This window comes from Streptomyces djakartensis, assembly GCF_014651075.1.
Classification (GTDB): domain Bacteria; phylum Actinomycetota; class Actinomycetes; order Streptomycetales; family Streptomycetaceae; genus Streptomyces; species Streptomyces djakartensis.
Genome location: NZ_BMWE01000003.1, coordinates 1 through 22,772 on the forward strand (window position 1 = coordinate 1; position 22,772 = coordinate 22,772).

Annotated in this window: 19 protein-coding genes and 2 rRNA genes; 15 read left to right on the forward strand and 6 right to left on the reverse strand. The window is 72.5% G+C overall.

What is annotated here, in order from left to right; genetic code table 11:
* Together IE212_RS05850 and rrf are read left to right on the forward strand one after the other, a co-directional pair.
* A 23S ribosomal RNA gene (locus IE212_RS05850) occupies positions 1 to 105 on the forward strand; the annotation flags it as partial.
* Positions 106 to 210: 105 nt separating this feature from the next.
* Positions 211 to 327 (forward strand): 5S ribosomal RNA (rrf, locus tag IE212_RS05855).
* A 21-nt stretch (positions 328 to 348) separates the two neighbouring features.
* Here rrf and IE212_RS34705 read toward each other — a convergent pair.
* Positions 349 to 1,092, reverse strand: a complete 744-nt coding sequence (locus IE212_RS34705) for a hypothetical protein (RefSeq protein ID WP_194632174.1) — start codon at positions 1,090 to 1,092, stop codon at positions 349 to 351.
* Positions 1,093 to 1,497: 405 nt separating this feature from the next.
* Here IE212_RS34705 and IE212_RS34710 point away from each other — a divergent pair, with 405 nt between their 5' ends.
* Positions 1,498 to 2,223, forward strand: coding sequence for a tetratricopeptide repeat protein (locus tag IE212_RS34710; protein ID WP_194632171.1), 726 nt, complete (start codon positions 1,498 to 1,500; stop codon positions 2,221 to 2,223).
* A gap of 89 nt (positions 2,224 to 2,312) precedes the next feature.
* On the opposite strand, the gene IE212_RS05865 is transcribed toward IE212_RS34710, so the two are convergent.
* A complete protein-coding gene (locus tag IE212_RS05865) occupies positions 2,313 to 3,605 on the reverse strand; it encodes a DUF1015 domain-containing protein (protein WP_190196632.1) in 1,293 nt (430 codons plus the stop codon).
* Positions 3,606 to 3,677: 72 nt separating this feature from the next.
* Here IE212_RS05865 and IE212_RS05870 point away from each other — a divergent pair, with 72 nt between their 5' ends.
* The 4 genes from IE212_RS05870 (at position 3,678) to IE212_RS05885 (ending at position 7,800) form a co-directional block, all read left to right on the forward strand.
* On the forward strand, positions 3,678 to 4,709 hold the full coding sequence (locus IE212_RS05870; protein ID WP_190196633.1) for an HAD hydrolase-like protein: 1,032 nt from the start codon (positions 3,678 to 3,680) through the stop codon (positions 4,707 to 4,709).
* A gap of 153 nt (positions 4,710 to 4,862) precedes the next feature.
* Positions 4,863 to 5,906 (forward strand): FecCD family ABC transporter permease, encoded by a 1,044-nt coding sequence (locus tag IE212_RS05875; RefSeq protein WP_190196634.1) that lies wholly within the window; start codon positions 4,863 to 4,865, stop codon positions 5,904 to 5,906.
* Positions 5,903 to 6,943 carry a FecCD family ABC transporter permease gene (locus tag IE212_RS05880; protein ID WP_190196635.1) on the forward strand — a complete coding sequence of 347 codons (1,041 nt, stop codon included), beginning with the start codon at positions 5,903 to 5,905 and terminating at the stop codon, positions 6,941 to 6,943. Before IE212_RS05875 ends, IE212_RS05880 begins: the two co-directional genes overlap by 4 nt.
* The gene (locus IE212_RS05885) at positions 6,940 to 7,800 is read left to right on the forward strand and encodes an ABC transporter ATP-binding protein (protein ID WP_190196636.1); all 861 of its coding nucleotides are present in this window, start codon (positions 6,940 to 6,942) and stop codon (positions 7,798 to 7,800) included. Before IE212_RS05880 ends, IE212_RS05885 begins: the two co-directional genes overlap by 4 nt.
* On the opposite strand, the gene IE212_RS05890 is transcribed toward IE212_RS05885, so the two are convergent.
* Positions 7,784 to 8,131 carry a sterol-binding protein gene (locus tag IE212_RS05890; RefSeq protein ID WP_190196637.1) on the reverse strand — a complete coding sequence of 116 codons (348 nt, stop codon included), beginning with the start codon at positions 8,129 to 8,131 and terminating at the stop codon, positions 7,784 to 7,786. The genes IE212_RS05885 and IE212_RS05890 overlap by 17 nt on opposite strands.
* Before the next feature lie 42 nt (positions 8,132 to 8,173).
* On the opposite strand from IE212_RS05890, the gene IE212_RS05895 reads away from it, so the two are divergent.
* The 5 genes from IE212_RS05895 to IE212_RS05915 all read left to right on the forward strand — a co-directional run bounded on the left by IE212_RS05895 (position 8,174) and on the right by IE212_RS05915 (position 13,482).
* Entirely contained in the window at positions 8,174 to 8,485 is a 312-nt protein-coding gene (locus tag IE212_RS05895) for a hypothetical protein (protein ID WP_190196638.1), read from the forward strand.
* A 31-nt stretch (positions 8,486 to 8,516) separates the two neighbouring features.
* On the forward strand, positions 8,517 to 9,332 hold the full coding sequence (locus IE212_RS05900; protein WP_190196639.1) for a TlyA family RNA methyltransferase: 816 nt from the start codon (positions 8,517 to 8,519) through the stop codon (positions 9,330 to 9,332).
* A complete protein-coding gene (locus IE212_RS05905) occupies positions 9,329 to 10,234 on the forward strand; it encodes an NAD kinase (RefSeq protein WP_190196640.1) in 906 nt (301 codons plus the stop codon). Before IE212_RS05900 ends, IE212_RS05905 begins: the two co-directional genes overlap by 4 nt.
* Before the next feature lie 171 nt (positions 10,235 to 10,405).
* Entirely contained in the window at positions 10,406 to 12,124 is a 1,719-nt protein-coding gene (gene recN / locus IE212_RS05910; protein WP_190196982.1) for a DNA repair protein RecN, read from the forward strand.
* 212 nt (positions 12,125 to 12,336) lie between these two features.
* Positions 12,337 to 13,482: a glycosyltransferase family 4 protein gene (locus IE212_RS05915; protein ID WP_190196641.1), complete on the forward strand. Its 1,146-nt coding sequence runs from the start codon at positions 12,337 to 12,339 to the stop codon at positions 13,480 to 13,482.
* Between the two features lie 8 nt (positions 13,483 to 13,490).
* On the opposite strand, the gene IE212_RS05920 is transcribed toward IE212_RS05915, so the two are convergent.
* Positions 13,491 to 15,134: a PucR family transcriptional regulator gene (locus tag IE212_RS05920; RefSeq protein ID WP_190196642.1), complete on the reverse strand. Its 1,644-nt coding sequence runs from the start codon at positions 15,132 to 15,134 to the stop codon at positions 13,491 to 13,493.
* A gap of 105 nt (positions 15,135 to 15,239) precedes the next feature.
* On the opposite strand from IE212_RS05920, the gene IE212_RS05925 reads away from it, so the two are divergent.
* On the forward strand, positions 15,240 to 16,196 hold the full coding sequence (locus IE212_RS05925; RefSeq protein WP_190196643.1) for an LLM class F420-dependent oxidoreductase: 957 nt from the start codon (positions 15,240 to 15,242) through the stop codon (positions 16,194 to 16,196).
* Here IE212_RS05925 and IE212_RS05930 read toward each other — a convergent pair.
* The gene (locus IE212_RS05930; RefSeq protein ID WP_190196644.1) at positions 16,183 to 17,565 is read right to left on the reverse strand and encodes an FAD-binding oxidoreductase; all 1,383 of its coding nucleotides are present in this window, start codon (positions 17,563 to 17,565) and stop codon (positions 16,183 to 16,185) included. The two genes, IE212_RS05925 and IE212_RS05930, sit on opposite strands and share 14 nt — an antisense overlap.
* Positions 17,566 to 17,820: 255 nt before the next feature.
* Positions 17,821 to 19,623 carry a glycoside hydrolase family 15 protein gene (locus tag IE212_RS05935; protein WP_190196983.1) on the reverse strand — a complete coding sequence of 601 codons (1,803 nt, stop codon included), beginning with the start codon at positions 19,621 to 19,623 and terminating at the stop codon, positions 17,821 to 17,823.
* Positions 19,624 to 20,141: 518 nt separating this feature from the next.
* Between IE212_RS05935 and pyrG the strand changes: the two genes are divergently transcribed.
* Positions 20,142 to 21,800 carry a CTP synthase gene (gene pyrG, locus IE212_RS05940; protein ID WP_190196984.1) on the forward strand — a complete coding sequence of 553 codons (1,659 nt, stop codon included), beginning with the start codon at positions 20,142 to 20,144 and terminating at the stop codon, positions 21,798 to 21,800.
* Positions 21,801 to 21,896: 96 nt separating this feature from the next.
* Positions 21,897 to 22,523, forward strand: coding sequence for an NUDIX domain-containing protein (locus IE212_RS05945; protein ID WP_190196645.1), 627 nt, complete (start codon positions 21,897 to 21,899; stop codon positions 22,521 to 22,523).
* Positions 22,524 to 22,772: the final 249 nt, after the last annotated feature.

Genomic DNA, 22,772 nt, shown 5'->3' on the forward strand with positions numbered 1-22,772 from the left:
TAGAGAGGGTAAGGCTCCCAGTAGACGACTGGGTTGATAGGCCGGATATGGAAGCACGGTAACGTGTGGAGTTGACCGGTACTAATAGGCCGAGGGCTTGTCCTCAGTTGCTCGCGTCCACTGTGTTAGTTCTGAGACAACGAACAGTTGTCGGCTTCGAGCAGAACAAACAATTGAAGAGTGTGCTTGTTCGCTCGAAACCATTAGGGTTTCGGTGGTTATAGCGTAGGGGAAACGCCCGGTTACATTCCGAACCCGGAAGCTAAGCCTTACAGCGCCGATGGTACTGCAGGGGGGACCCTGTGGGAGAGTAGGACGCCGCCGAACAATCTTTGGAAGGACCCCTGGTCACCAGCGTTCAGCTGGGACCAGGGGTCCTTTTTTATTTTCGCGGGGCGCCGTCGGGTACCCGGCTGCGCGAGAATGACTGCAGTACCGAAGACAGGAGTCACCATGTCCACCAACTCTCCCGACGACCGACCGGATCGCGAGCAGCGGGGACGGGAGGGGGACCGGAACGACCGCGGCAACCGTGGTGGTCAGCGCGGGGACCGTGGAGACCGTGGAGGCTTCCGCCGCGACAACGACCGCGGCGGCTACGGACGCCGTGAAGGCGACCGGGGCGACCGCACCGACCGAGGAGATCGGGGCGATCGGGGCGATCGGGGCGGCTTCCGCCGGGACGACAACCGTGGTGGCGGGTACGGCCGGCGCGACGACCGAGACCGTGGACCACGCCGGGACGACCGTGGCGGTGACCGCCCCTCCTTCCGGCGCGATGACCGTGGCGGTGACCGCCCCTCCTTCCGGCGCGACGAGCGCGGGGAGCGCGGAGGCTATCGTCGCGACGACAGCCGTCGCGATGACAACCGCAGCGGCGGGTACGGCCGGCGCGACGACCGCCGAGGCGATGACCGCCGAGGCGATGACCGCGGGCAGCGCGGTGGTTTCCGGCGGGATGACCGTCGGGACGACAGGCGGGATGACCGGCGCGACGGCGAGCGCGGCGGGTTCCCCCGCCGTGATGACCGTGGCTTCCGCAGCGATAACCGGGACCGCGGCTTCCGCGGCGACGATCGCGACCGGGGGCACCGCGGCGACGACCGCGATCGCGGGTTCCGGCGTGACGACCGCGGGGGTTTCCGGGGCCGTGACGATCGGCGTGGTGACGACCGCGGGGACCGTGGCGGGTTCCGGCGTGATGACGCCGGTCGTGGCGGGCGTCCCGGGTTCCGCCGTGAGGACGCCCCGCGCGGCGACCGCGGTGAGTTCCGGCGTGACGACCGCGGCGACCGCGGTGAGTTCCGGCGTGACGACCGCGGCGACCGCGGTGGTTTCCGGGGTCGTGACGACCGTGGTGGGCGTGGCCCCAGGCGCGATGACCGCGCTGGGCGTCCCGGCGGCTTCCGGGGCCGTGACGACCGGCGTGGTGACGACCGCCGCGGTGGTGGCCGGTTCCGTGAGGAGCGGGAGCGGGACAGGGAGCCGATCAAGCGGCTGCCGATCCCCGAGGACATCACGGGCGAGGAGATCGACAAGGACGTACGGCAGGAGCTGCAGAGCCTGCCGAAGACGCTCGCCGACGACGTCGCCAGGAACCTGGTGATGGTGGCCCGGCTCCTCGACGAGGACCCCGAGGGCGCCTACGGCTACTCCAGGGTGGCCCTGCGGCTGGCCTCGCGGGTCGCCGCCGTGCGGGAGGCCGCCGGGTTCGCCTCGTACGCCAACCAGAAGTACGGCGAGGCACTGGCCGAGTTCCGGGCCGCGAAGCGGATGACCGGGAACATCGACCTGTGGCCCGTCATGGCCGACTGCGAGCGCGGGCTCGGGCGACCCGAGAAGGCGCTCGACATGGCCGGTGCGCCCGAGGTGCACAAGCTCGACAAGGCCGGACAGGTCGAGATGCGGCTCGTGGCGGCCGGTGCGCGGCGGGACATGGGGCAGCTGGACGCGGCCATCGTGACGCTGCAGAGCCCGGAGCTGGCCGCCAGCTCCGTACAGCCGTGGACCGCGCGGCTGCGGTACGCGTACGCCGACGCGCTGCTGGCCGCCGGACGGGAGAGCGAGGCGCGCGAGTGGTTCGCGAAGGCCGTGGAGGCCGACCGCGACGGCAGCACGGACGCCTCGGACCGGCTCGCCGAGCTGGACGGAGTGGAGTTCGTCGACGCCCTGTCCGACGACGAGGCTGAGGGCGGGGACGCCGCCGCGGAGACGGAGGACTGACGCTCCGCACAAGGAAAGGGGGGGCGGATCCCGTTCGGGATCCGCCCCCCTTCGTGTGTTCGGAGGTCGCAGTGGTCCGGTCCGAGGTGTCAGACGTCCAGTGCTCGCAGCACGAGGCCCGACGCCGGCTTCGGGCCGAACGAGGTCGACTTGCGCGGCATCGTCACGCCCTGCCGGGCCAGGTCACGGACGACCTCCTCGCGGACCGGGTGCATCAGGACGGCCGTACCGCCGTCGCGTTCGGCCTTCGCGACCGTGGCGGCCGTGTCGTGGATGTAGGCGATGTGGGCGGGGGAGTCCTCGGGGATCCGCCAGACGTGGTCGAGGAGCGTGGCGTGCAGGACCGTCGCGTCGAGGGCCCGCCACGCCTCGGGGCGGTCGGCGGGGACCGTCCGGGCCAGGAGGTCAGGGTCAGGACGGTCGACGAGGTGGAAGGAACCGTCGCCGGCCAGCAGGAACGCGTTGCCCGCGCAGGCCGAGTCGGCCAGCGCCTCCAGTGCCTCGGGCAGGGGGGCGTGGAGGCGCCGTACCCGGAACAGGCCGTGCAGGGCGGCCACGGCCCGGTGGACGGGCAGGCCGTGGAGGAGGCGGTGGATGGCGCGGACCCGGAGGGGGTAGCGGGCCGTGTCGACCAGGAGGACCAGGCCGTGGTCCCACGGGCTGGGGGAAGGGTGCTCGGCGCGCAGCCGGCGGTAAGTCGCCCAGCGGTGGTGGCCGTCGGCGATCAGGGCCTGATGCCGGGCCAGATCGGTCTGGATCGTGGCCAGGTCGGCCGGCTCGGTGACCGACCACAGGCGGTGGCTGAACCCGTCCTCCGTGGTGGTCGCGAGGAGGGGCGGCTGTTCGGCGGTGCGCTCGACGAGGTCCGCTGTGGCGGTCGTCGAGCCGTTGCCGCGGTAGGTGAGCAGGAGGGGTTCGAGGTTCGCGGAAGTGGCCCGCATGAGGTCCGCGCGGTCGGCGACGACGTGCGGCATGACGTCCTCGTGCGGCAGCACCACCTGCTCGGAAGGGTCCGACACGCGCAGGGCGCCGATGATGCCGCGCTGCAGCATGCCGTCGTCGTGGCGCTGTTCGTAGACGTACAGGCCGGGTTCCGGGTCGGTGGTCAGGACGCCCTCGGACAGCCAGCGGCGCAGGGTGTCGGCGGCCTGCTCGTTGCGGGCGCTGGGCGTGGAGGCCTGGGGCAGGATCAGACGGACGATGTTGTACGGGTCGGAGGACTCGAGGTGGTGCAGGCCGTCGGGGCGTACCACGACGTCGTACGGCGGAGATGTCACGGCGGCAAGGCTGCCGACCCGGTCGGGGTCGTAACGAAGGCCTCGGAACGGGGTGAGTTCCAGGCCTCGGTGCGCCGTTGCCTCCGAGTGACCTGCTGTGTTCATCCCGGCATCGTACGGGTGTCAGCGGCATGGGGGATGATCGGGGGAAAGCCGTCGAACGAGGAGCGATGCGGGATGAGCCGGAGCGTCAGGACGAAGCCCGAGGGCAGTGGGCAGGCCCTCAGCGAGGCGTACGACACGGCTCTGCTCGATCTGGACGGAGTCGTGTACGCGGGTGGGAGCGCGATCGCCCACGCGGTCGACTCGCTGGCCGAGGCGCGGGAGGGCGGGATGCGCCTGGCGTACGTGACCAACAACGCGTTGCGGACGCCGGACACCGTGGCCGCGCATCTGACCGAGCTGGGGATACGGCCCACGGGCGCGGACGACGTCATCACCTCGGCGCAGGCGGTCGCGCGGCTGATCAGCGAACAGGTGCCGCAGGGTGCCCGGGTGCTGGTGATCGGCGGTGAGGGGCTGCGGGTGGCGCTGCGGGAACGCGGGCTGACGCCCGTCGAGTCGGCGGACGACGATCCGGCGGCGGTGGTGCAGGGCTACGGCGGGCCCGAGCTGCCGTGGGGCCGCTTCGCGGAGGCCTGTTACGCGATCGCGCGGGGTGTGCCGTGGTTCGCCTCCAACACCGATCTGACGATTCCGAGCGGGCGCGGAATCGCGCCGGGCAATGGGGCGGCGGTGGAGGTCGTACGGATCGCCACGGGGGCCGAGCCGCAGGTCGCGGGCAAGCCGCTGCCGCCGATGCACCGCGAGACGATCCTGCGGACCGGGGCCGAGCGGCCGCTCGTGGTGGGGGACCGGCTGGACACGGACATCGAGGGCGCGTTCAACGGGGACGTCGACTCGCTGCTCGTCCTGACCGGGGTGACCGACGGCGCGCAGTTGCTGGCCGCGCCGCCGCAGCACCGGCCGACGTATGTGGACGCCGATCTGCGCGGCATGCTCCGTGGCCAGCCGGAGGTCGCGGCGGGCGACGGCGGGTTCCGGTGCGGCGGCTGGACGGCGACGGCCGGTACGGACCGGCTGGAGCTCGACGGGGACGGCGAGGCGCTGGACGGGCTGCGCGCGTTGTGTGCCGCGGCGTGGACGACCGCCGGTGAGGGCCGGTGCGAGCTGGACGGGGGGAAGGCGCTGGCACGGCTGGGGCTCTGAGCGCCGGCTCGCAGCCGGGTTGCCGGAGCGCGGCGGAACCGGGAGCCGGTTGGAACCCACGGCCGGCGGGCAGACTTCGGCTGCGTCCAGGGTCTCCGGCGGCGGACGGCTCCGGAATCGTGACCAGATGAGAGGGTAGGCTAACCTAACTGCGTGTTGGTCGAGAGTCCCCCCGAACAGCGCGCGGAGACCGCCCCCGCGCCCCCAACCCGACGGACGGTACGAGCCTTTGGGCTGCTCCTCGCCCTCGCGATCCTGGTTCTCGTCGCGTTGGCGAGCATCGCGATCGGAGCGAAGGAGCTGTCCCCAGGACAGGTGTGGCACGGCTTGTTCGAGGACTCGGGGACGTACGGCGACGTCGTCGTCGCCGAGCGGCTGTCGCGGACCGTGCTCGGACTGCTCGCCGGCGCCGCCCTCGGCCTGGCCGGTGCGGTGCTGCAGGCCCTCACGCGCAACCCGCTGGCCGATCCCGGGCTGCTCGGCATCAACGCGGGCGCGTCCGCCGCCGTCGTCACGGGCATCACGTACCTCGGGATCACCTCGCTCAGCGGCTATGTGTGGTTCGCGTTCTTCGGCGCGGCGGCGGTCGGGGCGCTGGTGTGGTTCCTCGGCGGCAGCCGGGGCGCGACGCCGGTACGGCTCGCCCTCGCCGGCACGGCGATCAGCGCCGCGCTCTACGGCTACCTCCAAGCCGTGATGATCATGGACGACGCGGCGCTCGGCAAGATGCGGTTCTGGACGGTCGGTTCGCTGTCCTCGGCGACCGACTCGACCATCCGGCAGGTCCTGCCGTTCCTGCTGGCGGGGACGATCCTGGCCCTGGCCCTGGCCCGGCCGCTGAACGCCATGGCCATGGGGGACGACACCGCCAAGGCGCTCGGCGCCAACCTGAACCGGACGAGGGCGCTGTCCATGCTGGCCGCGACCGTGCTCTGCGGGGCCGCGACCGCCGCCTGCGGGCCGATCGTCTTCGTGGGGCTGATGGTGCCGCACGTCGTGCGTTCCTTCACCGGGCCCGATCTGCGCTGGATCCTGCCGTACGCGGCGATACTGTCGCCGGTGCTGCTCCTCGGCGCCGATGTCATCGGCCGGATCGTGGCCCGGCCCGCGGAACTCCAGGTGGGCATCATCACCGCGATCCTCGGCGGCCCGGTCTTCATCTTTCTCGTACGACGGCGGAGGACGGCGCAGCTGTGAAGACCACCAACCGTGCTGTGCGGACTCCGGGCGGGCTCTCCCTGCGCCTGGACGTACGGGCGTTCACCGTCGTACTCCTGCTGCTGGTCGCGGCGCTCACGGCGAGCGTCGCCCTCATCGGCACCGGAGACTTCCCGATCCCTGCCGCCGACGTGCTGAGGACACTGGTGGGCGAGGGCGACGCGGGCCAGGAGTTCATCGTCAACGAGCTGCGGCTGCCGCGCGTCCTGGTCGGGCTGCTGGTCGGTGCCTCGCTCGGACTCGGCGGCGCGCTGTTCCAGTCCATCTCCCGCAACCCGCTGGGCAGTCCGGACGTCCTGGGCCTCGGGCAGGGCGCGACGGCCGGTGCGCTCACCGTGATCGTGCTGTTCTCCGGGACCGCGGGCCAGGTCGCCGTCGGTGCGCTCGTGGGCGGCCTGGTCACCGGCCTCGCCATCTACGTGCTCGCTTGGAAGCGGGGCGTGCACGGATACCGGCTGGTGCTGGTCGGCATCGGCGTCTCGGCGATCGTCACGGCGGTCAACGGCTATCTGCTGACCAAGTCGGACATCGTGGACGCGGCCCGCGCGGTCGTGTGGATGACCGGGTCGCTCGACGGCCGTGACTGGGCGCAGGTCTGGCCGCTGCTCGGGCTGTGCGCCGTGCTCGTGCCGCTCGTCCTGGTGAACGCGCGCGGGCTGCGGATGATGGAGATGGGCGATGACGTGTCGTACGCCCTCGGGATACGGGTGGAGCGCGTACGGCTGCTGCTGATGGTGGCGGCCGTGCTGCTGACCGCGTCCGCGACCGCCGCGGCCGGCCCCGTCAGCTTCGTGGCGCTCACCGCGCCCCAGCTGGCCCGGCGCCTGACCCGCGCGCCCGGCCCGAACCTGCTGGCGTCCCTGTGCATGGGCGCCACGCTGCTGGTCGCCGCCGACTGGCTCTCGCAGCGGGCGTTCGGCGCCGAGCAGTTGCCCGTGGGCGTCGTCACCGGCGTACTCGGCGGCGTCTACCTGCTGTGGCTGCTGGTCACCGAACGCCGGGCGGGCCGGATATGAGCAAGAACCGAAGGAGCACCGTGAACCGTCTGTCCGCCGAGAGCGTCACCCTCGCCTACGACCAGCGGGTCATCGCCGAGCAGTTGTCGGTGGAGATACCCGACAACTCCTTCACCGTGATCGTCGGCCCGAACGCGTGCGGGAAGTCGACACTGCTGCGGGCGCTGTCGCGGATGCTCAAGCCGAGTACGGGCCGGGTACTGCTCGACGGTCAGGTCATCCAGTCGATGCCCGCGAAGAAGGTAGCCCGCACGCTCGGCCTGCTGCCCCAGTCGTCCATCGCGCCCGACGGCATCACCGTCGGTGACCTGGTGGGCCGCGGCCGCTATCCGCACCAGGGCATCCTGCGCCAGTGGTCGACCGAGGACGAGCGCGTCGTCCAGGAGTCCATGCGGCAGACCGGCGTCGCCGAACTCGCCGACCGCTACGTGGACGAGCTGTCGGGCGGTCAGCGCCAGCGGGTGTGGATCGCCATGGCCCTCGCCCAGCAGACCCCGCTGCTGCTGCTCGACGAGCCGACCACGTTCCTGGACATCCAGCACCAGATCGACGTGCTGGACCTGTGCGCGGAACTGCACGAGGAGCAGGGCCGCACGCTCGTCGCCGTGCTGCACGACCTCAACCACGCCGCCCGCTACGCCACGCACCTCATCGCCCTGCGCGAGGGCCGGATCGTCGCCGAGGGCGCGCCGAAGGACATCGTCACGGCCGAGCTGGTCGAGGAGGTCTTCGGGCTGCGCTGCCAGGTGATCGACGACCCGGAGACGGGCACGCCGCTGGTGGTGCCGGCGGCGCGCAAGGCACGCGCCGGGGCGGCCACCGGGGCCGGGGAGGTGGCGGCTACAGAAGTTTCCTGAGCTGGATGAGGTCCCGCACTCCCGCGTGCAGCTTCACCCGGCCCGAGCCCCAGGCCTTGGCGAAGTGCAGTTCGCCGTCCACCAGCGCCACCAGGTCGTCACCGGCCATGGCGAGCCTGATCTCGGCCCTTGTGGCCGGCGGTCCCTGCACGGTGTCGTGCACCTCGATCCGCCCGCCGCGCATACGGCCGACGAAGGTGACGTCCAGGTCCGTGATGTGGCAGCTCACCGAACGGTCCAGGGCCGCGGCGTCGCGGACGTCCCCTTCGGCGCGCTGCATGTTGTCCGAGAGCTTGTCGAGTGCGCTGCGGCACTCCTCGATCGTGGCCATCGCGATCGACGGTACCGCAGCGGTTCGCGGTAGCGTCGGGGCATGGACGACGCAGTACCCCCGACGGACCCGCCGGAGGAAGGGCAGCGGGCGGAGCCCGACCACGACCCCGCCGCCCCGGCTCCCCTGAACGTGCCCCGCACCCCCACCGGCGACGCCGAGGTGGACGCCGCCCTGCACCGGCTCGGCGACGCGGACCACCTCGCCACCGACGGACATGTGGAGGTGTACGAGGATGTACACCGGGGGCTGCGCGACGCGCTCACCGCGCTCGACGCCCGCCCGGGACCTCCGGCTCCCGCCCGTCACCCGACCACCACCCCTCAACGAGACCCTTCGGGTCGCCCCCTCTGATCACCGCACGGACCTAGGAGCTGAACGCACCGTGGCAGGAGTCGCACGCCGCCGTCTCGACGCGGAGCTGGTCCGCCGGAAGCTCGCGCGCTCGCGTGAGCATGCCGGCCAGCTGATCGCCGCCGGGCGCGTCTCCGTCGGCAAGACCGTCGCGACCAAGCCCGCCACGCAGGTGGAGACCGCCGCGGCGATCGTCGTCGCGGCCGACGAGAACGATCCCGACTACGTGTCGCGCGGCGGCCACAAGCTCGCCGGCGCGCTGCAGGTCTTCGTGCCGCAGGGGCTGGCCGTCCAGGGCCGCAGGGCCCTGGACGCAGGCGCCTCCACCGGCGGATTCACCGATGTGCTGCTGCGCGCGGGCGCCGCCCACGTCGTCGCCGTGGACGTCGGATACGGCCAACTCGCATGGTCCCTGCAGAACGATGAACGCGTCACCGTCAAGGACCGTACGAACGTACGCGAGTTGACACTTGAAGAGATCGATGGTGAGCCTGTGGATCTTGTCGTGGGGGATTTGTCCTTCATCCCGCTCGGGCTGGTCCTGCCCGCCCTGGTGCGGTGCGTGAAGCCGGACGCAGACCTGGTGATGATGGTCAAGCCGCAGTTCGAGGTGGGGAAGGAGCGGCTGGGCAGCGGGGGAGTCGTACGCAGCCCCCAGCTGCGCGCCGAAGCGGTGGCGGGGGTTGCAGGGAAGGCCTGGGGACTGGGGCTCGGGGTGAAGGGCGTGACGGCCAGTCCGCTGCCCGGGCCGTCGGGGAATGTCGAATACTTCTTGTGGCTGCGGTCCGGGGCACCGGAACTGGACCCGGCCGATGTCGACCGAGCAGTGGCGGAGGGGCCGCGTTGACCGAGAACCGAGCTCGTACTGTTTTTCTGCTCGCCCACACGGGGCGGCCCGCGGCCGTGCGCAGTGCCGAGCTCGTCGTGAAGGGGCTGCTGCGCTCCGGACTCGGCGTGCGCGTCCTGGAGGCCGAGGCGCGTGACCTGCCGCTGCCGGACGAGGTGGAGCTGGTCAAGGAGGCGACCCCGCAGTGCCTCGACGGATGCGAGCTGCTCATCGTGCTGGGCGGTGACGGGACGCTGCTGCGCGGTGCGGAGTTCGCCCGGGCCTCCGGCGTGCCGATGCTCGGTGTCAACCTCGGGCGGGTCGGGTTCCTCGCGGAGGCCGAACGTGACGACCTCGACAAGGTTGTCGACCGGGTGGTGACGAAGGCGTACGAGGTCGAGGAGCGGATGACCGTCGACGTCGTGGTGCACCGCAACGGCGACATCGTGCACACCGACTGGGCGCTGAACGAGGCGGCCGTGCAGAAGGTGTCCGCGGAGCGGATGCTGGAGATCGTCCTCGAGATCGACGGGCGCCCGGTGACGGGGTTCGGCTGTGACGGGATCGTGTGTGCGACGCCCACGGGGTCGACGGCCTACGCGTTCTCCGCGGGCGGGCCCGTGGTGTGGCCGGAGGTCGAGGCACTGCTGATGGTGCCGATCTCCGCGCACGCGCTGTTCGCGAAGCCGTTGGTGACGTCGCCGGATTCTGTGTTGGCTGTGGAGGTTCTGCCACACATTCCGCCGGGTGTGCTGTGGTGTGACGGGCGGCGGACCGTGGAGTTGCCGCCCGGTGCCAGGGTCGAGGTGCGGCGGGGTGCTGTGCCGGTGCGGCTGGCCCGGCTGCATCACGCGTCCTTCACGGACCGGCTGGTGGCCAAGTTCGCGCTGCCTGTCTCCGGGTGGCGGGGGGCTCCTCACTAGCGGTTCATGGGGGGGTGGTTGCTCGTCGTTGGCGGGTGCGGGCCGTGTCTGTGGCTGGTCGCGCAGTTCCCCGCGCCCCCAAGGAGGCGCTGCCACTCGCGTGGGTGACAGGAGTGGGCCAGTCGCAATCCTCGGCCCGGACCTCGTAAGGTCGTGTCCGTGTTGGAGGAGATGCGGATACGGTCGCTCGGTGTGATCGACGACGCGGTTGTCGAGCTGTCGCCCGGGTTCACCGCGGTCACCGGTGAGACGGGGGCGGGCAAGACCATGGTGGTCACCAGCCTCGGGTTGCTGCTGGGCGGGCGGGCGGACCCGGCGCTCGTGCGGATCGGGGCCGGGAAGGCGGTCGTGGAGGGCCGGATCACCGTCCCGGACGACGCCACAGCAGCCGTACGCGCCGAGGAGGCCGGGGCCGAGCTCGACGACGGTGCCCTGCTGATCAGCCGTACCGTTTCCGCCGAGGGGCGCTCGCGGGCGCACCTGGGCGGGCGCAGCGTGCCCGTGGGAGTGCTCGCCGAGCTCGCCGACGAGCTGGTGGCCGTGCACGGGCAGACCGACCAGCAGGGGCTGCTCAAGCTGTCCCGGCAGCGGCAGGCGCTCGACCGGTACGCGGGTGACTCGGTCGCGGTGCCGCTGGCCAAGTACCAAGCGGCGTACAAGCGGCTGCGGGCCGTCGCCGCCGAGCTCGACGAAATCACCACCCGGGCGCGGGAACGGGCCCAGGAGGCCGATCTGCTGCGCTTCGGCCTCGACGAGATCGCCGCCGTCGAGCCCCGGGCCGGTGAGGACACGGAGCTGGCCGAGGAGGCCGAGCGGCTCGGGCACGCCGAGGCGCTGGCGGCCGCGGCGGCGGCCGCGCACGCCGCCCTCGCGGGCAATCCGGAGGACCCGGAGGGTGTCGACGCCGGGACGCTCGTCGCGGGCGCCCAGCGGGCCCTGGACGCCGTACGGTCGCACGACCCGTCGCTGGCCGCGCTCGCCGACCGCATCGGGGAGATCGGGATCCTGCTGCGTGATGCGGCCGGGGACCTGGCCGGGTACGCCGACGATCTGGACGCCGACCCGCTGCGGCTGGCCGCCGTCGAGGAACGGCGGGCCGCGCTGACCGGGCTGACGCGGAAGTACGGCGAGGACATCGCCTCCGTGCTGGCCTGGGCCGAGCGCAGTGCCGCCCGGCTGACAGAACTCGACGGCGACGACGAGCGGATCGGGGAACTGACCGCCGAGCGGGACGCGCTGCGGGCCGAACTGAGCGGACTCGCACAGGCGTTGACGGACGCCCGGACGGAGGCCGCCGAGCGGTTCGCCGCCGCCGTGACCGCCGAGCTGGCCTCGCTCGCCATGCCGCACGCACGCGTGTCGTTCGACATCAGGCAGACCGAGGACCCGGAGGGCGTCGAGGTCGGCGGCCGTGCCGTCGCGTACGGGCCCGCCGGCGCCGACGAGGTCGAGCTGCTGCTGGCCCCGCACCCGGGCGCGCCGCCCCGGCCGATCGCCAAGGGGGCGTCCGGCGGTGAGCTGTCCCGTGTGATGCTGGCCGTGGAGGTCGTCTTCGCGGGGACGGATCCCGTGCCCACGTATCTGTTCGACGAGGTCGACGCCGGTGTGGGCGGCAAGGCGGCGGTGGAGATCGGACGGCGGCTCGCACGCCTTGCGAAGACCGCGCAGGTCGTGGTCGTGACACATCTGCCGCAGGTGGCCGCCTTCGCCGACCGGCAGTTGCTGGTCGAGAAGACCAACGACGGGTCGGTCACCCGTTCCGGCGTCAAGGTGCTGGAGGGGGAGGACCGGGTCCGGGAGCTGTCCCGCATGCTCGCCGGGCAGGAGGACTCGGAGACGGCCCGGGCACACGCGGAGGAGTTGCTGGCGACGGCCCAGACGGACGGGTAGCCGTAGCGGCGGTCGTGGGCGGGGCGGGCAGGTGTACCCGTTGTCACTCGTGTGGGTGACTCGGCTCAGGGCGTTCCCCCGATGCCGCGCCCCACTGTCGCGCTGTTGGGATTCGGGCGGTCCCTCCACCCCCGGATGTCCTGGCATCCTTGGCGGAGTACGCGCGGGAAACCGCTTCGTGACCGCCCGACCCGAACCAGGAGCCCGGCCACGTGACCCCCGTGAGCAGCCACTCACCGCATGGCCAGTCGCCGTTGCGCACCGTGCAGGTGCTGGGCGGAGGCAATGCGGCCAGCAGTGCGCATGTGCGCTCCCTGGCCGCGGGGCTCGTCGCACGGGGCGTGAGAGTCACCGTGTGCGCCCCCTTCGAGGCGGATCGCGCCTATGACTTCAGGGGCGTCGGGGCCGACCACGTGCACGTGCCGCGCAGCAGCGACCCGGTGTCGGTGGCGGCGCTGCGCGCGGCCTGCGCCCACGCCGACCTGGTGCACGCGCACGGGCTGCACGCCTCCTTCCGTGCCGTTCTGGCGCTGAGCGGGCGGCGGGTGAGTACTCCGCTGGTCGTGACGTGGCACGACCGGGCGCATGCCGACGGCACCCGCGCCCATCTGCTGCGGGTGCTGGAGCGGCGGGTCGTGAAGGCGGCCACGGTGGTGCTGGGAACGACGTCGGCGCTGGTGGACCGGGCACGGCGGGCGGGGGCGCGGGACGCCCGGCTCGCGGCCGTGGCGCTGCCCGGTCCCCGCCGGCCCCCGGAAGCCGACGACCCCGACGGCCTGCGGCCCAAGGTGCGTGCCGAACTCGGCTCCATCGGGCGCCCGTTGCTGATGGCCGTCGGATCCCTGGAGCGGCACCGCGGATACGACGTGCTGCTGGACGCCGCGCGCGCGTGGAACCGCCTCGACCCCGTCCCCCTGGTCGTGATCGCGGGGGAGGGGCCACTGCGCGGCGAACTCCAGGAGCGGATCGAGCGGGAGCGACTGCCCGTCCGGCTCATCGGGCGGCGCGACGACATCTCCGACCTGCTCGCCGCCGCCGATCTCGCCCTGCTGCCCAGCCGTCGGGAGGAGGCGCGCTCCGTCCTCGCCCAGGAGGCCCTGCACGCGCGCGTGCCGCTCGTCGCGACCGCGGTCGGCGGTGTCCCCGAACTCGTCGGAGACGCGGCGGAACTCGTGCCGTGCGAGGACGCGGAGGCGCTCGCCGGCTCCGTCGTACGCCTGCTCGGCGACCCGGAGCGCCGGGAGTTGATGAAGGAGAAGGGCAGCCGGCAGGCGGTGACCTGGCCGACCGAGGACGAGACGGTCGCCCAGGTACTCAGCGTGTACGACGAGTTGACCCAGCCCCGGCCCCTCCCGTAGCGGGCTTCCTAGGGAACGTGCCTGCGGGCCCGCAGCGCCAGACTCAGGGCCAGAACGGTCTGCGGGTCGTCGAGGTCCGTGCCCAGCAACTCACCGATGCGCGCCAGGCGGTTGTACAGGGTCTGCCGGTTGAGGTGGAGTTCCCGGGCCGTCTCCGCCTTGCGGCCCGCGTGCGCGAGGTACGTCGACAGGGTGGGCAGCAGCGGCGGCCGGGAGCGGGCGTCGTGTTCCAGGACGGGGCCGAGGGCCCGGTCGACGAACGCGGCCAGGTCCGGATGGTCGCGCAGCCGCCACAGCAGCAGGTCGATGTCCAGGCGGCGCGCGTCGTACCAGGGCCGGTCGGGCAGGCCCTGGGCCGCCGTGGCCGTCTCGGCCGCGTGCCGCAGGCCCGACGCCGCCGCCGTCCAGCCGCCGGCCGTCCCCACGACCACCACGGGCGGCAGGCCGCCCGGCCGGAGCATCCCGGCCCGGGCCACACCGGCCCGCAGGGCCGCCGCGACCCGGTCCGCGACCGATGGCCGCTCCGGCTCCGAGCGCAGGCCGAGCAGCACCAGCACCCGGCCCTCGACCGGCCGCACCCCGAGCAGCACCGGCACGCCCACCGAGGCCAGTTCCTCCGACACCGCCCGGGCCAGCACCGCCCAGCCTCCCCCGGGCGAGAGGGCGTCCCCGAGCCGCATGACCACCGGCAGCAGCGGGCCGTCGCCCGGTCGGAAGCCCAGCACCCGCGCCTGCGCCGGGGCGTCCTGCGCGGTGACCCGGCCCTCGGCGAGGTCCGTGAGGAAGTCGCCCCGCCCACGGGCCGCCAGCTCCTCCTCCTGCCGTGCCTGCATCAGCACCACGGCCAGGATGCCGGCGGCCCGGTCGGCCGCCATCCGGTGCACGGGCGCCAGGGGGGCCCGTACGGGAAGCAGCACGAGACGTGCCCGGACGCCTCCGCTGCCGGGACCGCCGCCCGGCACGTCCACGAGGACCGAGCCCGTCGGCGGCGGCTCGTCCCGGTGCTGCCCGCGCAGCCCCTCCCACACCTGCAGCGGGTCGGTGCCCTCGGGACCGGCCCCCGCGGCGTACAGCAACTGTCCGTCCGCCGTCTCCAGGAAGACGGGGTTGCCGGCGAAGTCGGCCAGGATGCCGAGCACTTGGGGCACACCGCCGCCGCCCAGCAGGGCCTCGGTGCACCGCCGGTGCACCTCCTCCGCCCGTTGGAGCAGCGCGTAGTGGCCGTTGACGATCTCGGTGTGGATCTCCTCCGTGACCGTGACGAACGGCACCTCGCGGTGGAGCTGGACGAGCGGCAGCCCGGCGGACCGTGCCGTGTCGACGAGGGCGGCCGGCAGCCGTGCGAAGCGCGGGCCGAGCTCCACCACCAGGGCGGCGATGCCGCGCTCGGCCAGGGTGCGCACGAACGCCCGCTGTTCGGCCGGGCGGGTACCGAGGCCATAGCCCGTGGTCAGCAGCAGCTCGCCGCCCTTGAGGAGGGAGGCGATGTGCGGCACCTCACCGGCGTGCACCCAGCGCACGGTACGCCCGAGACGCTCGGCGCCCGCCAGCACCTCGGGCAGCCCGCCGCGCAGCCCCGGCAGCTCCAGCGCCCGCCGCACGGTGATCCCGTCGCCCCGGCTGCCGTGGCCGCTCTCCGTCCCGCTGTCCATGTGCCGGACGCTACCCGTGCCGGTGCCCGGCGGACATCCCGGGAGCGGCACGAGCGCGATCAAGCCCCGGGGTTACGGCGGAAGCGACCGGGTACGGGCGCCGTCATGGACATCAGCGTGGTCGCCGCAGGGCGGGAGGACGACAGCCCCGTCGCGGAGCCGTTGCGGGTCGCGGTCCTCGCGGACCGGCTCGGATACCGGGAGGTGTGGGCGGGCGAGGGCGCCACCTGGGACTCGTTCGTCCTGGCGGCGGCGATCGGAGCGGCCACCGAACAGGCCGTGCTGACCGCCGGACCCGTGCCGGTGAACGTGCGCGACCCGCTCACCGTCGTCCGGGGTGCCGCCTCCACCGCCGCCGTCACCGACCGGCCCGTCGGCGTGGCCCTGGGCACCTCCAGCAAGCGTGTGGTGGAGGGCGTGCACGGACGGCCGCGGACCCGGCCGGCCGCCACCCTCGCGGAGTCGGCGGCGGCCGTGCGCGCGCTGTGGGACAGCGTGCCGGGCGAGCCGATCGTGCCGGGCAGCACGTTCCCGCGCCGGCTGCCGCCGCCCGGCGGCATGGTGACCGTCGCGGCGTTCGGCGAGCGCGCGGTCGCCGCGGCCGTCGAACACTCCGACCGGATGCTCCTCGACATCGTCTCCCCCGAGCAGGTGCGGACCCTGCGGGCACGGATGCTCGCGGCGGCCGAGCAGGCGGGGCGTACGCCGCCGCGGCTGGCCGCCTGGCTGCCCGCCGCCGTGGATCCGGAGCCGGAGTCGCTCCGGCAGGTCCTGCGCAGCGTCGTCGGCTATCTCCGGGTGCCGGGCTACAGCGACGTGTTCGTCGACGCGGGGCTCGCCGACGTCGTGGAGCTGGCCGCCAAGGGCGCCGACCCGGACACCCTGCTGCGGGCCCTGCCGCCGAGGGCCGCGGGCACGGTCGCCCTCGTCGGCGACGCCGCCACGGTCCGGGCCCGCATCGACGCCTACGCCGAGGCCGGGCTCGACGAGATCGCCCTGGTGCCCGCCACGGCGGGCGACCCGGCGGGTGAGCGGACGCTCACGGCCCTCAGGCCGGCGTGATGTTGTGGTTGAAGCGGAACACGTTGTCCGGGTCGTAGCGCCGCTTCAGCTCCGCCAGCCGCCTGGTGTTGTCGGTGCCCAGCCCGGCGGTGACACGATCGTCGCCCTCGTCGCCGATGAAGTTGAGGTAGACGGCGCCGGTGCTCCACGGCCGCGCGTCGGCGCGCACGTCGCGCACCCAGCGCACACAGCGTTCGTCGTCCGCCGGGTCCTCCCAGACGCCGAACGGGTGCACCGCCCAGGGCGCGTCCCGATAGGGCACCGGGTACTCGCGCGGTCCGGCCGCGATCGCGCCGCCCTGCGGGAACAGCACGTGCTGGGTGCCGGTCGGCACCGGCATGGACCCGGCCCGGGCGCAGAAGACGTCCACGAAGTCGTCGGGCGCCTGGGCCAGATACTCCGCCGACCAGTAGTTCCGCATCCCCGGCGGGTCGTCGATCATGCACTGCAGGTCGGCGTACGGCATCGGGCCGACGATCTCGGCCTCGTGCGGCAGCGCCAGCAGCGGCTGGGCGACCTTGCGCATGTCGTCCTCGCCGCCGGCGTACGTCAGCAGCACGCCGCACACCAGCCGGCCGACGAGGTGCTCGGGGACGAACTCCTCCGGCGGGCCGGTGAGGTAGATGACACCACCGGCCGCCTCGTCGGGTCCGTTCGCGATCACCTCGCGGTAGGTGCGGACGGCCTCGGGGCCGTGCTCCGGGAGGTACAGCAGCAGCGCCAGGGAGAACTCCGGCAGTTCGTGCAGGCGCAGCGTGAGCGCGGTGGCGACGCCGAAGTTCCCGCCGCCGCCGTGCAGGGCCCAGAACAGCTCCGGGTTCTCGTCGGCGCTCGCGTGGACCCGGCTGCCGTCGGCGGTGACGAGTTCGACGCCGAGGAGGTTGTCCACGGCCAGCCCGAAGCAGCGGTCCAGCCAGCCCGTGCCGCCGCCCAGCACGAAGCCGCCGACACCGGTGGTGGAGGCACGGCCGCCGGTCGTCGCCAGTCCGTACGGCTCGGTGGCCCGGTCCAGGTGGCTCATGGTGGCCCCGCCGGCGACCCGGGCCGCCCGGGCCGCCGGATCCACGGTCACCGCGTGCATCCGGCGCAGATCGACCACCACACCGCCGTCGTTGACCGCCATGCCCGCCACGCTGTGCCCGCCGCCGCGGACCGCGACGTTCAGGTCGAGCTCCCTGGCGAACCGCACCGTCCGCACCACGTCGTCCGCGTCGGCGCACTGCGCGATCACCGCGGGCCGCCGGTCGATCATGGCGTTGAAGACGGCCCGGGCCTCGTCATAGCCCGGGTCCTGCGGGGCGAACACGTCGCCGCTCAGTTCCTCGCGCAGCGCGGCCAGCGCCGCGCCCGCCTTCCAGAGGGGAGCCATGGCCGCCCCCTTCCGCCAGGGGCATCGTCCGCTTCCAGCCTAGGCGGCCACGGCCTGCCGGGCCTGTTCGGCCGGGAGCCGTACGCCTGCGTCTTCGCCGGCCGGGCCAGGTCGCCCCAGGGTGCGCAGCGGGCCAGGTCACCGGTGCGGGCCACGACCGGTTCCGGGCAGGCCGGTCCTCCAACCGGCCTGTCGGGGAGCCCGTGACCATCGCTCACGGGAAGTGGCCAGGAGATCCGGCGACCTGCAACCCGTTCAGCCGCCGTACGCCCCCGAGGCCGTCAGACGCAGGGCCGTGTCGATCAGCGGCACGTGGCTGAAGGCCTGCGGGAAGTTGCCCACCTGACGCTGCAGGCGCGGGTCCCACTCCTCGGCCAGCAGGCCGAGGTCGTTGCGCAGGGACAGCAGCTTCTCGAAGAGCCTGCGGGCCTCGTCCACGCGGCCGATCATCGCCAGGTCGTCGGCCATCCAGAACGAGCAGGCCAGGAACGCGCCCTCGTCACCGGGCAGGCCGTCGACGCCCTCGTCGCCGCCCGAAGTCGGGTAGCGCAGGATGAATCCGTCCGGCGTGGACAGTTCCCGCTGGATCGCCTCGATGGTGCCGATGACCCGCTTGTCGTCCGGCGGCAGGAAGCCCATCTGCGGGATCAGCAGCAGGGAGGCGTCCAGCTCCTTCGAGCCGTAGGACTGCGTGAAGGTGTTGCGCTCCTTGTCGTAGCCCCGCTCGCACACGTCCCGGTGGATGTCGTCGCGCAGCTCCCGCCAGCGCTCCAGCGGGCCGTCCGCGTCGCCGGACTCGATCAGCTTGATGGTGCGGTCGACGGCGACCCAGGCCATCACCTTGGAGTGCACGAAGTGGCGGCGCGGGCCGCGCACCTCCCAGATGCCCTCGTCCGGGTCCTGCCAGTGGTCCTCCAGGTAGCGGATCAGCTTCAGCTGGAGCAGCGAGGCGTAGTCGTTGCGGGCGAGGCCCGTCATGTGGGCCAGGTGCAGGGCCTCGGTGACCTCGCCGTAGACGTCCAGCTGGAGCTGGTGCGCGGCGCCGTTGCCGACCCGGACCGGGGTGGAGTTCTCGTAGCCCGGCAGCCAGTCGAGCTCCGCCTCGCCCAGCTCCCGCTCACCGGCGATGCCGTACATGATCTGGAGGTTCTCCGGGTCGCCGGCCACCGCCCGCAGCAGCCACTCGCGCCAGGCGCGGGCCTCCTCGCGGTAGCCGGTGCGCAGCAGCGAGGACAGGGTGATCGCCGCGTCGCGCAGCCAGGTGTAGCGGTAGTCCCAGTTGCGGACGCCGCCGATGTCCTCAGGCAGGGAGGTGGTGGGCGCGGCGACGATGCCGCCGGTCGGGGCGTACGTCAGGGCCTTCAGCGTGATCAGCGAGCGGACCACGGCCTCCCGGTAGGGCCCGTGGTACGTACAGTGGTCGACCCACTCGCGCCAGAAGTCCTCCGTCGCCTCCAGCGACTGCTCCGGCTCGGGCAGCGGCGGCGGCTCCTTGTGCGAGGGCTGCCAGGAGATCGTGAACGCGATCCGGTCACCCGGCGCGACCGTGAAGTCCGCGTAGGTGGTCAGCGACTTGCCGTACGTCTCGGCGTGTGTGTCGAACCACACGGAGTCGGGGCCCGCGACGGCCACCGTCCGTCCCTCGTGCTTGTGCACCCACGGCACCACCCGCCCGTAGGAGAACCGCATCCGCAGCGCCGAGCGCATCGGCACCCGGCCCGAGACGCCCTCCACGATCCGGATCAGCTGCGGTGCGCCGTCACGCGGCGGCATGAAATCCGTCACCCTGACCGTGCCCCGCTGGGTGTCCCACTCGGACTCCAGGATCAGCGAGTCACCGCGGTAGCTGCGCCGGGCGGCGGTGGGCGGCTCCTGGTCGGAGGCGTAAGCGGGGCCGAGCCGCCAGAAGCCGTGTTCCTCGTTGCCCAGCAGTCCGGCGAAGATGGCGTGCGAGTCGAAGCGGGGCAGGCACAGCCAGTCGACTGTCCCGTCCCGGCAGACCAGGGCAGCGGTCTGCATGTCTCCGATGAGTGCGTAATCTTCGATGCGCCCGGCCACGTGCAACTCCAGTCGAACGGCCACGTCACCCCGCGAGGGGGCTGTCGCTAGTGCGGTCAAGGGGGGTTTTCAGCAGTCTTGCAGTGCGTCGCTGAGCGATGAAGCAAAACAGGTCGCCCGGCCGTGAGGCAAAGCGCCAACTGTTGCTCAACGAACTGACGAGCTCACCTTGTTCCGGTGCTTACGGGCGGGGGGTGGTGCCGTTGGGCCGGGCGCGCTCGGCAGTGAGTGTCCGAGCAGGATACGACGCACGCAGATGATCTGTGTGCCGCTTCCGGCAAGGCGGGTACGCCGAACGAGTGAGCAAGGGGTGAGAAACGGGTAACTGGGGTCACTTCCGTGTCGGTGCGTGCGCGGAGGGTGGCCGGAAGCCATCGCCCCGAGGCGCTGATACGCTGGTAGCCCGTGGACCGGTGGGCAGCAAACCCCCGAACCGCAGCGAAGGCAGCCCCCGGAAATCTCCGGCAGGCGGCCGCACCGCACCCCCAGACCGCGACCACGGGAGCCCCGTCTTGGCCATGCCGCCCGCCGCTTTTCGTAATTCGACGACCAAGCACATCTTCGTCACCGGGGGTGTCGCCTCCTCGCTCGGCAAGGGCCTGACGGCCTCCAGCCTCGGCATGCTGCTCAAGGCCCGGGGCCTGCGCGTCGTGATGCAGAAGCTCGACCCGTACCTGAACGTGGACCCGGGCACGATGAACCCCTTCCAGCACGGTGAGGTGTTCGTCACCAACGACGGCGCCGAGACCGACCTGGACATCGGCCACTACGAGCGATTCCTCGACCGCGACCTCGACGGCTCCGCGAACGTCACCACCGGTCAGGTCTACAACACGGTGATCGCCAAGGAGCGGCGCGGCGAGTACCTCGGCGACACCGTGCAGGTCATCCCGCACATCACCAACGAGATCAAGCACCGCATCCGCCGCATGGCGACGGACGAGGTCGACGTCGTGATCACCGAGGTCGGCGGCACCGTCGGCGACATCGAGTCGCTGCCGTTCCTGGAGACGGTCCGCCAGGTCCGTCACGAGGTCGGCCGTGACAACGTCTTCGTCGTCCATATCTCGCTCCTGCCGTACATCGGCCCCTCGGGTGAGCTGAAGACGAAGCCCACCCAGCACTCGGTCGCGGCGCTGCGCAACATCGGTATCCAGCCGGACGCGATCGTGCTGCGCTGCGACCGCGAGGTCCCCACCGCGATCAAGCGCAAGATCTCCCTGATGTGCGACGTCGACGAGGCCGCCGTGGTCGCCTGCCCGGACGCCCGCTCGATCTACGACATCCCGAAGACCGTGCACGGCGAGGGCCTGGACGCCTACGTGGTCCGCAAGCTGGACCTGCCGTTCCGCGACGTCGACTGGACGACCTGGGACGACCTGCTCGACCGCGTCCACAACCCCGACCACGAGATCACCCTCGCGCTGGTCGGCAAGTACATCGACCTGCCCGACGCCTACCTGTCGGTCACCGAGGCCCTGCGGGCCGGCGGTTTCGCCAACCGGGCCCGCGTGAAGATCAAGTGGGTCACCTCCGACGACTGCAAGACCCCGGCGGGCGCGGCCCAGCAGCTCGGCGACGTCGACGGCATCTGCATCCCCGGCGGCTTCGGCGAGCGCGGTGTGACCGGCAAGGTCGGCGCCATCCGCTACGCCCGCGAGAACAAGGTCCCGCTGCTCGGCCTCTGCCTCGGCCTGCAGTGCATCGTCATCGAGGCCGCGCGCAACCTGGCCGACATCGCGGACGCCAACTCCACCGAGTTCGACCCCGCCACCGGGCACCCGGTCGTCTCCACCATGGCCGAGCAGCTCGACATCGTCGCCGGTGAGGGCGACATGGGCGGCACCATGCGGCTCGGCATGTACCCGGCCAAGCTCGCCGAGGGCTCGATCGTGCGCGAGGTGTACGACGGCAAGGAGTACGTCGAGGAGCGGCACCGTCACCGGTACGAGGTGAACAACGCCTACCGCGCCGAGCTGGAGAAGAAGGCGGGCATCCTGTTCTCCGGCACCTCGCCGGACGGCAAGCTCGTCGAGTACGTCGAGTACCCGCGCGACGTCCACCCGTACCTGGTCGCCACCCAGGCGCACCCGGAGCTGCGCTCGCGGCCGACGCGTCCGCACCCGCTGTTCGCCGGGCTCGTCAAGGCCGCGGTCGAGCGGAAGACTTCGAAGTAACACACCAGTTGTACGGTGGCCGGGGTGCATCCCTTCAAAGGGTGTGCACCCCGGTTTCGTTCCGGCAGGTCGCGCAGGGCACGTGGAAGGACAGGCATGACGATCAAGGACACCCCGGAGGAGTGGGAGATCCGGGCGACGGACACCCCCTTCGTGGGCAACAAGACCTCCGTCCGCACCGACGACGTGGTCATGCCCGACGGCACCGTGGTCGGCCGGGACTACCAGGTCCACCCCGGCTCCGTGGCCGTCCTCGCCCTCGACGAGGCCGACCGCGTCCTCGTCCTGCGCCAGTACCGCCACCCCGTGCGCCACAAGCTGTGGGAGATCCCGGCCGGCCTGCTCGACGTCCCCGGCGAGAACCCGTTGCACGCCGCGCAGCGCGAGCTGTACGAGGAGGCCCACGTCAAGGCCGAGGACTGGCGGGTGCTGACCGACGTCTACACCACGCCCGGCGGCTGCGACGAGGCGGTACGGATCTTCCTGGCGCGTGAGCTGTCCGAGGCCGACGGCGAGCGGTTCGCGGTCGAGGAGGAAGAGGCCGACATGGAACTCGACCGGGTGCCGGTCGAGGACCTGGTCCGGGGCGTGCTGGCGGGGGAGCTGCACAACAACTGCCTGGTGGTGGGCGTGCTGTCGCTGGTCGCCGCGCGCGGCGGTGACGGCCTGGACGCGCTGCGCCCCGCTCAGGCGCCGTGGCCCGCGCGTCCGTTCGAGGCATAGGCGCTCCGCTGGTGGTGCCGGGACGGGGCCGCAGAGGCCGTCGGCCGGGTGCGGCGGCGTCGTGGTTTGTCGCGCAGTTCCCCGCGCCCCTGCGGGGGCGCGACCGTGACGCCGTCAGTCCTACGATGTGCTGATCCGATCGGGGGATGCGTCCGCCGTGCCCGCCGTGCTCCTCCGGGAACGTTGCAGAGCGTGAACTAGGCTCTGAGCACGCCCGCACCGGAGTCCCGGCGGGCTCGCAGGTGCGGT